This window comes from Synechococcus sp. OH2 (genome assembly GCF_047462155.1).
Taxonomy (GTDB): domain Bacteria; phylum Cyanobacteriota; class Cyanobacteriia; order Thermostichales; family Thermostichaceae; genus Thermostichus.
This window is the reverse complement of record NZ_JANSIR010000048.1, coordinates 3,897-11,984: the sequence shown is the minus strand read 5'-3', so window position 1 is coordinate 11,984 and position 8,088 is coordinate 3,897. Positions and strand designations below refer to the sequence as shown.

Annotated in this window: 10 protein-coding genes; 7 read left to right on the top strand and 3 right to left on the bottom strand. The window is 57.6% G+C overall.

Going from position 1 to position 8,088, the window contains the following annotated elements; all coding sequences use genetic code 11:
• Positions 1–116: 116 nt before the first annotated feature.
• The 6 genes from pstC to NW835_RS03545 all read left to right on the top strand — a co-directional run bounded on the left by pstC (position 117) and on the right by NW835_RS03545 (position 4,777).
• Positions 117–1,088, top strand: coding sequence for a phosphate ABC transporter permease subunit PstC (pstC, locus tag NW835_RS03570; protein WP_414365798.1), 972 nt, complete (start codon positions 117–119; stop codon positions 1,086–1,088).
• Between the two features lie 6 nt (positions 1,089–1,094).
• On the top strand, positions 1,095–1,994 hold the full coding sequence (gene pstA / locus NW835_RS03565) for a phosphate ABC transporter permease PstA (protein ID WP_414385004.1): 900 nt from the start codon (positions 1,095–1,097) through the stop codon (positions 1,992–1,994).
• 64 nt (positions 1,995–2,058) lie between these two features.
• The gene (gene pstB / locus NW835_RS03560; RefSeq protein WP_414376657.1) at positions 2,059–2,886 is read left to right on the top strand and encodes a phosphate ABC transporter ATP-binding protein PstB; all 828 of its coding nucleotides are present in this window, start codon (positions 2,059–2,061) and stop codon (positions 2,884–2,886) included.
• Positions 2,887–2,995: 109 nt separating this feature from the next.
• Complete coding sequence (locus tag NW835_RS03555; RefSeq protein WP_414414540.1) at positions 2,996–3,823, top strand: TlyA family RNA methyltransferase; 828 nt, start codon at positions 2,996–2,998, stop codon at positions 3,821–3,823.
• Between the two features lie 43 nt (positions 3,824–3,866).
• Entirely contained in the window at positions 3,867–4,292 is a 426-nt protein-coding gene (locus NW835_RS03550; protein WP_414333582.1) for a hypothetical protein, read from the top strand.
• A gap of 308 nt (positions 4,293–4,600) precedes the next feature.
• Entirely contained in the window at positions 4,601–4,777 is a 177-nt protein-coding gene (locus NW835_RS03545; protein ID WP_414333583.1) for a hypothetical protein, read from the top strand.
• A 165-nt stretch (positions 4,778–4,942) separates the two neighbouring features.
• Here the strand turns inward: NW835_RS03545 and sat are convergent, their stop codons facing one another.
• From sat to NW835_RS03530, 3 genes are all read right to left on the bottom strand, one after another.
• Positions 4,943–6,121, bottom strand: a complete 1,179-nt coding sequence (gene sat, locus NW835_RS03540; RefSeq protein WP_414414539.1) for a sulfate adenylyltransferase — start codon at positions 6,119–6,121, stop codon at positions 4,943–4,945.
• A 113-nt stretch (positions 6,122–6,234) separates the two neighbouring features.
• Positions 6,235–6,606 (bottom strand): hypothetical protein, encoded by a 372-nt coding sequence (locus NW835_RS03535; RefSeq protein ID WP_414333585.1) that lies wholly within the window; start codon positions 6,604–6,606, stop codon positions 6,235–6,237.
• A gap of 128 nt (positions 6,607–6,734) precedes the next feature.
• Entirely contained in the window at positions 6,735–7,517 is a 783-nt protein-coding gene (locus NW835_RS03530; RefSeq protein ID WP_414414538.1) for a ParA family protein, read from the bottom strand.
• A 117-nt stretch (positions 7,518–7,634) separates the two neighbouring features.
• Between NW835_RS03530 and NW835_RS03525 the strand changes: the two genes are divergently transcribed.
• The coding region (locus tag NW835_RS03525; RefSeq protein WP_414414537.1) for a sugar phosphate nucleotidyltransferase at positions 7,635–8,088 on the top strand (454 nt) is incomplete at its 3' end.

Here is an 8,088-nt window from a genome sequence, read left to right as displayed (position 1 = left end):
GGCAATCCTTCGCGGAGCCGCTGGGCTATGTGCCCTTGCCGGAAGAAACGCGGCAGAAAGCTCTGGCTGCTCTGGAAAACATCACGCCGTAAAAGTTGGTACCTCCTACTCGGCAGATGACCACTACTTTTTCTTCAGAGAGCAGTTCTCTATTTCGGCCCCGGCCCGTCTTCCAGCGCCGGCGCGACTGGTTGTTCATCTGGGCAACGCGGATTGCCGTCTTTTTCTCGGCTTTGCTGCTGTTGTGGATTGCCCTGGAGATTGGGATCCAGTCGCTACCTGCCATTCAGAAGTTCGGGCTGGGCTTTTTCTGGGGCACCACCTGGGATCCTGTTGAGAACAACTACGGCGCTTGGCCCCAGATCTACGGCACCCTGGTGACTTCTCTGATTGCCCTGATCGTGGGCGTTCCTTTTAGCTTCGGCATCTCCATCTTTTTGAGTGAGGACTTTCTGCCCAAGTCTTTGCGCACAGTCTTGATCATCGTGGTGGAGCTGCTGGCAGCCATTCCCAGCGTGGTCTACGGCATTTGGGGGTTGTTTATCTTCATTCCCTTCTTTCGCCCGATTCAGATGTTCCTGTTCCAGAACTTCAGGTGGTTGCCCATTTTCAGTACGCCACCGGTGGGGCCGGGGATGCTGACGGCAGGGGTTGTCTTGGGGATCATGATCATCCCCATCATCACTGCCATTGCCAGGGAAGTGCTGGTGGCCGTTCCGCCGGAGTTGCGGGCGGCTGCCTATGCGATGGGGGCCACTCGCTGGGAAGCCATCTTTGGGGTTGTGCTGCCGGCGGCCATTGGCGGCATGCTAGGGGCGGTGGTTTTGGGTTTGGGACGTGCCTTGGGGGAGACGATGGCAGTGGCGATGCTAATTGGTAATGCCCGCGGTATTAGCGTCTCGCTCCTGGCTCCTGCCAGCAACATCCCGGCCCTGTTGGCCAACGAGTTCGCAGAAGCAGGCCCTGAGCAGGTGGCAGCGCTCATGTATGTGGCCTTGATTTTGTTGGCCATCACTCTGGTAGTTAACATTGCGGCGGAGCTGATGATACGCCGTGTCAAGTTCGCGTTGACAGCTTCGCGGGAGTAGAGGAACATGACGACGCAAGTTCAGGCGGTAGAGCAAGGCAATTTGTTCAAGCGCAGAGCAAAGTCCTGGCGGCGCGTCTTCCTGGATGTAGGAATGACAGCGCTGACAGTTTTCTCCAGCCTCTTTGCCATTTTCGTGCTGGTTCTCATCCTCTACTACGTTTTCACCAGAGGCATCGAGCGCTTGAACTGGCAAGCGCTGACCCAACTTCCCCCTCCTCCCGGCGATCAGGTGGGCGGATTTGGCAATGCGGTGCTGGGGACGGTTATTGTGGTGTCGATTGCTATCGCCATCACCTTCCCCATCGGACTGTTTGCTGCCATCTATCTCTCGGAGTTTGGCCAAAACAGACCTATAGCTTCCTTTCTGCGCTTCATCATCAAGGTGTTGACAGGGGTTCCCTCTATCATTGCCGGGGTGTTTGCCTACGGGGTGCTGGTGCTCTCCACCAAGACCTTCTCGGCCCTCGCCGGCGGGATGGCTCTATCGGTGTTGACCCTGCCCATCATTATTTTGTCTTGTGAAGAGGCGCTTCGCCTGGTGCCGGCAGATACGCGGGCTGCTGCCTATGCGCTGGGGGCTTCGCGGGTGCAGACGGTGTTTCGCGTGGTGTTGCCGGCAGCTCTGCCGGTGATCCTGACGGGGGTGACGTTGGCTATTGCCCGCGCTGCGGGTGAGACAGCGCCCCTGATCTTCACTGCTTTGTTTAGCTTCCTCTGGCCCAGCGGTCTGTTGAAACCGGTAGCTTCACTGGCTGTGTTGATCTACAACTTTGCCCTCGTTCCTTTTGAAAACCAGCAGAAGATTGCCTGGGGAGGGGCTTTGGCTCTGGTGATTTTGGTGTTGATCACCACGGTCAGTTTCCGGCTCATCGTCAGTCGTCGGCAGGAAACCATCACCATCTAATCCCTCTCACCTGTTTCTTTCTCAATCTAGGCTTTGCAGTGACGTTATCTCCTTCGGTACTCCTATGCGCTCTCCACTCTCTGACAAGTCCGGCTCTCCTGAGAAATCCACCCGTTTGGAGGTTGAACTAGAGACGCGGGATTTGAGCGTCTACTACGGCTCCCACCTAGCGGTTAAGCAGGTTTCCCTGAAGATCCCGAAAAATCACATCACAGCCTTCATTGGCCCCTCAGGCTGCGGCAAGAGCACCATCTTGCGCTGCTTCAACCGCATGAACGATCTCATCCCGGGAGCAAGGGTAGAAGGCTCGGTCATTTTTCACGGGAAAAATATCTATGACCCTGATGTGGATCCCTCCGAGGTGCGCCGGCGGGTTGGCCTGGTGTTTCAGAAGCCCAACCCCTTCCCCAAATCCATCTACGACAACATTGCCTTTGGGCCACGGATCAACGGCTATCAGGGGGATCTGGACGAGCTGGTGGAGCGCACGCTGCGCCAGGCCGTTCTCTGGGATGAGGTAAAAGACAAGTTGAAGATGAGCGGCCTTTCCCTCTCCGGCGGACAACAGCAGCGCCTCTGCATTGCCCGCACCTTGGCCATTCAGCCGGAAGTGATCCTGATGGACGAGCCCTGTGCCTCGCTAGATCCCATTTCGACGCTGCGCATTGAGGAGCTGATGAAGGAATTGGGGCGTCGCTACACGATCATCATCGTCACCCACAACATGCAGCAGGCGGCGCGTGTGTCCGACTTCACGGCTTTCTTTAACACCGAGGTGGACGACGAAGGGGTTCGCTACGGACGCATGGTGGAGTTTGACCGCACCGAGAAGATCTTCAACTCTCCCGCCAATCGCGAGACGGAAGAATACGTGAGTGGACGCTTTGGCTAATCCCCCGCCCATTTCTGCTGGCGCCAAGCCAGATCTGGTCGAGAGGGATCCCGCTCTCCTATCCTGAGAAATTGAAAATCGGGTAGGAGCTGTTAACAGCAGTAGTGAGATGGCCGAGCGGGTGCGCCTGGATAGCTGGTTGGTGGAGCGGGGATATTTCTCTTCCCGCCAGCAGGCCCAGCGCGCCATCCTCGCAGGGGAAGTTTTCCTCAATGGGGTGCGGGCGGAGAAGGCTGGAGCCTGGGTGAGCGGGGATCCCGTAATCCACATCCAGTGTAAGCCTGCTTTTGTCTCGCGAGGGGGAGAAAAGCTGCAGGGGGCGCTGCAGACCTTCTCTGTTCAGGTGCAGGGCCGTATTTGTTTGGATGCGGGCATCTCCACGGGGGGCTTTACCGATTGCCTACTCAAACAGGGGGCCCAGCGGGTCTATGGGGTGGATGTGGGCTATGGGCAGTTGGCCTGGTCTTTGCGAACCGACCCGCGGGTGATCCTCAAAGAACGAACCAACTTGCGCCACCTGCAGCCGGCCGATCTCTACGGAACCGAGGTGCCCACCCCAAGCTGGGCGGATCTGGCGGTGGTGGATCTCTCTTTTATTTCCCTAACCAAGGTGTTAGATCCTTTGTGGAAGCTGTTGCGGTCGCCGCGGGAGGCTCTGCTGCTGGTCAAGCCCCAGTTTGAGGCGGGCCGAGGCCAGGTGGGCAAAAAGGGAGTCGTGCGGGATCCGGCCATCCATGCCCGCGTGCTGCAGACGGTAATGCAGGCGGCAGTGGCCCGCGGCTGGCAGGTGCAGGGCTATACCTGGTCGCCCATCACCGGCCCTGCCGGCAACATCGAGTACTGGCTCTGGCTGGCGGAAGGAGAAGGGATCCCTCTCCCCGACACCGGTGCGCTACAACAGATGGGCGAACAGGCAAGAATAGCCTTGCACCCATAAAGCAGCACATTTGTCAATACGTCATTATGCTCAATTGAGAACGATGAGCGCAGCCATTGAAGAATTGTTTCAGGAAGGGATCCGGCGCTACGAGGCGGGGGAAGCAGCCAAGACGCTGATCCCTTCCTTTGAGGCTATCTGTAAGGGATCCCCGAAGGCGGCAGCAGCCTGGACTTGCCTGTCTTGGCTCTATCTTTTGGAGGGGCAAGCGGAAAAAGCCCTGAAAGCCGCCCAAACTGCCGTGAAGCTGGATCCGGTGGACGCCCAGCCGCGGGTGAACTTGACTTTGGCGATGCTGGAGCTGAAAAAAACGGGGGTACGCCAGCAGGTGGAGACCATCAAGCAAATCTTGGCGCGGGATCCCGAGCAGATCGAGGGGGTCAAATCCAACTTGGCAGAGGGAGGGAAGCGCCGTCCCGCTTGGCCTCACCTGAGCAAGATGCACCAGTGGCTATTTGAAGAAAATTAGGCAGGCTTGACCCAATTTTGCAACAAGAATTTAGAAAAATCTAGAGCTTGTCAATTTAATCTGCAACTTTTAACAATATTCTCATAGAGTTGGTGCTAGACTTCTCTTACCAAATCGCAAGACGGTATTTATTCACCGCTGTGAGCTAGCTTGCATCACACCCAAGCCTATGGATTGGTTGGGCTTTGAGGAGATGCGAGGGGTTTGGTGCATCCTAGTTCTGTTTGATGTGACACTCCTTGCACTGACTTGCATTGAAATTGAGTCCTGCTTTTGATTTTTTGGCTGTAAATTGGAGGAACTTTAAGATGAACCGTCAGACTGTTTGGGTTAAAGGCGAGACCCGCAACCACCAGGGCCACTTCATCCCTCAATCCGAATATACGTTGGTCGATGTTGACCAAAATGGCTGGGCGCTGATCTGTGTTGACAATGCCCGCTGCTATTATGTGGATCCCGAGCAACTCCGCTTTGAGGCAGGATGAGGTCTGCTGCTGCCCATTGAGAGCTTGCTGACGAGGGTTTCCTAGGAGAGCAGCATCCTCCCCATGCCTTTGGGCGTGGGGTTTTTGTCTCTTTATCAATTTATCAATACATAGGGTCTGGTTGGTCGCAGACCCTTTTGCCTCCACTCAGAGAAATCACAAAAGCTACGACGAACTGCGCTCACGCATGGCTTCGGCCAGCAATTGGGCCACCTCGGGGCGGGAGAACTCGGGCGGGGGGATCTCGCCGCGGCGCAGCATTTCCCGCACCTTGGTGCCCGACAGGTGGATGCGCTGGTGGGGTTGGCTAGGGCTGGTCTTGGCCGTGGCCATGGTGCCGGTGACGGTGCAATAGAAGGCGTGTTCAAACTTGAGGGGGATGATGCCCAGTTCCTCAGGACGAAACTCATCGAAAATGTGCTGGGCATCGTAGGGGCCGTAGTAATTCCCCACCCCGGCATGATCCCGGCCCACAATGAAATGGGTGCAGCCGTAGTTTTTGCGAATGAGAGCGTGGAAGATGGCTTCCCGCGGGCCGGCATAGCGCATGGCCGCAGGGTTGATGGCCAAAATGACCCGCTCCTTGGGGTAGTACTTTTCAATCAGCACCTCATAGCAGCGCATGCGCACCTCGGCGGGAATGTCGTCGCTTTTGGTGGCCCCCACCAGCGGGTGGAGAAACAGCCCGTCCACGATTTCCAGCGCGCACTTCTGGATGTACTCGTGGGCGCGGTGGATGGGGTTGCGGGTTTGAAAGCCGACAATCGTTTTCCAGCCTCTTTCCCGAAACAGTTGCCGCGACTGAGCCGGGTCGATCTGGTAGGCCGGGAAAAGGGGATGGGGATCCCGCTGGAAGAGAGTTACAGGGCCAGCCAAATAGACGGATCCCTGTTCGTAGAGCACCTTCACCCCCGGATGCTGCTCATCGGTGGTGCGGTAGACCTGCTGCGCTTCGCGGGTTTTGTCGTAGGTGAACTTCTCGGTCAATTCCAGCAGGCCCAAGAGCCTGCCCTCGCCGTTGGCCAGGGCAATGGTCTGCCCTTCCTTGAGATCGGCGGCTATCTCGGCAGCAACCGGCAGCGTCACCGGCAGCGACCAAGCCAGGCCATTGGCCAGATGCATCGTCTCCAGAACCGACTGGTAATCTGCCCACCCCATGAAGCCGGTGAGCGGGCTAAAGCCCCCAATGGCGATCATCTCCAGATCCGACTGAGCCCGCTCGTCGAGGTAGAGGATGGGGCAGTGTTCAGCTTTGGAGCGCAGCTCTTGTGCCTGCTCGGGCGGGGCAATGCGGTTAACCAAAGTGCCCCCATGGGGCGGAATGGCATCGCAAGAAACAGTCATCTTCGCCTGGGATGAAGTCATAGCGTGAAGACCAGAACGGCAACCGAGCAGACAGGGATCCCTAACCCTACACCCTTCTTTCCTCGGGTGCAATCCAGGATAGTACCCACTGCCTAGTCCAGCATGTAGGGCGGCATATCTTCGTCGGTGGGCGACACATTGTCGAAGATGGGCCGATTCATGATCTTCTTCTGCGCCTGCAGCGGGGAAGCGGAGGGTTGGGGCCTAGCCGGGAGTGGAGCTTGTCCTCGGCGGCTTTGCAGTTCCTGAATGGTCTTGGCCCGCTCGTCTGCCACCGCCTGCAACTGGGCCAGCGCCTTCTGCAATTCGTCCCGATGGGCAGTGACTTGCTCAAGCTGAGCTTGCAAGGCAGAGACTTTGTTTTGGTAGTCCTGCAAGCGTTGTTGAGCTTCAGCCAGTTGGCTTTTGAGAGTTGCAATTTCTGGCGATTCTGGGGCTGGTTCTGTAGGAGACTGAGAAGACATCGTTGTCGGCTCCTCGCCCGTGGGAGTAGATTCTGCAGAGGTGGGCTCTGAACTGGTTTTAGCACTGGCCTTGCGCCGAGTGCGGGAAGTTTCTCCTGAAGAAGGAAAGAGGCTACGGTTCGATCCAGTCACAAGAGCACCTCATGTTCGACAAACTGCACCAATCGCTGACACACCCCCGAGCCAGGCCGATAGTCCATGACCGTCAAGCCGTAGTCAAAAGCGGTGCGCAAATCGCTGCTATCTGGAATGGTAACGGGTGAAAGCACATCCGCAAAAATCTGTTGCGCTTGCACATACAATTGCCCGGTATGGGATCCCGACCAGATGCCCCCCGGCAAGTAGCGGTCGTCCAGCATGGTCAAGACAGCACGGGCCTGGCTCAACTGACCTTTCAGGGTCTCAATGTAGCGTAGGGTCACCTCTGTACAGGAGAAATCGGCGCGGTTGAGCCGGGTCGGGATCAACACCCGCTGGGCTGCCCGCAGGGCGTTGGCCGTGAGGGCATTCAGTTCCCCCGGCGTATCGAGAAAGATAAGATCGTAATCCGGCAGCAAGGGATCCAACTGGTGCTGCAACAGGTGTTGCCCTGCATCGCCGGCAGCCGCCAATTGGGCCGCCACTTCCGCCATGGTGCTGTGGGAGGGCGCCACATCCACCCCCTTGTCGGTGCAATAGATCACCTCTTCCAAAGAGCATCGATGCTGCGGGTGCAAGCTGGCCCAGACTGTTTCCTCGGGGGGCAGGGATCCCACCTCTTCCAGGTAAAAGCTGCTGGCGGTGGCCTGGGAGGTGAGATCGATGAGCAGAACTCGGTAGCCCCGTTGAGCCGTTAACTGGGCCGCGTGGACGCAGAGGGTGGACTTGCCGGTGCCCCCTTTATTGTTGGTAAAAGCCAGGACGCGTGCCATCCGCTTCCCCAGAATTTGTTTCAGCTGCTTCCGGTTTCCCGATTCCCCTCAGCCAGATCGGGTCAGGTGCCCCCGCGGCAGTCTATGCTATTGGGTGTAGCCTGGTGGAGGACAACCATGCGCGATGTACTGGCGATTATCCTGGGCGGTGGGCGTGGCACCCGACTTTATCCCCTGACCAAGCGCCGTGCTAAACCTGCTGTGCCTCTGGCAGGCAAGTATCGCCTCATCGACATCCCGGTTAGCAACTGCATCAATTCCGATATCGACAAAATCTACGTCCTCACCCAGTTCAACTCCGCCTCTCTCAACCGCCACATCGTCAACACCTACCGCATGTCTCCCTTCACAGGCGGCTTTGTGGATATTTTAGCGGCCCAACAAACGCCCGATAACCCCGATTGGTTTCAGGGCACCGCCGATGCTGTGCGCCAATATCTCTGGCTGATGGACTCTTGGAAGCCGCGGGACTTCCTCATCCTATCTGGGGATCACCTCTACCGCATGGACTACCGCCCCTTCATCCACCATCACCGGCAGACCGGAGCCGATGTGACGCTGGCGGTGCTCC

Bases quoted from the DNA above. Each gene is read 5' to 3' on its own strand.
- pstC (WP_414365798.1), top strand. From the start codon at position 117: ATGACCACTACTTTTTCTTCAGAGAGCAGTTCTCTATTTCGGCCCCGG.
- pstA (WP_414385004.1), top strand. From the start codon at position 1,095: ATGACGACGCAAGTTCAGGCGGTAGAGCAAGGCAATTTGTTCAAGCGC.
- pstB (WP_414376657.1), top strand. From the start codon at position 2,059: ATGCGCTCTCCACTCTCTGACAAGTCCGGCTCTCCTGAGAAATCCACC.
- NW835_RS03555 (WP_414414540.1), top strand. From the start codon at position 2,996: ATGGCCGAGCGGGTGCGCCTGGATAGCTGGTTGGTGGAGCGGGGATAT.
- NW835_RS03550 (WP_414333582.1), top strand. From the start codon at position 3,867: ATGAGCGCAGCCATTGAAGAATTGTTTCAGGAAGGGATCCGGCGCTAC.
- NW835_RS03545 (WP_414333583.1), top strand. From the start codon at position 4,601: ATGAACCGTCAGACTGTTTGGGTTAAAGGCGAGACCCGCAACCACCAG.
- sat (WP_414414539.1), bottom strand. From the start codon at position 6,121: ATGACTGTTTCTTGCGATGCCATTCCGCCCCATGGGGGCACTTTGGTT.
- NW835_RS03535 (WP_414333585.1), bottom strand. From the start codon at position 6,606: ATGTCTTCTCAGTCTCCTACAGAACCAGCCCCAGAATCGCCAGAAATT.
- NW835_RS03530 (WP_414414538.1), bottom strand. From the start codon at position 7,517: ATGGCACGCGTCCTGGCTTTTACCAACAATAAAGGGGGCACCGGCAAG.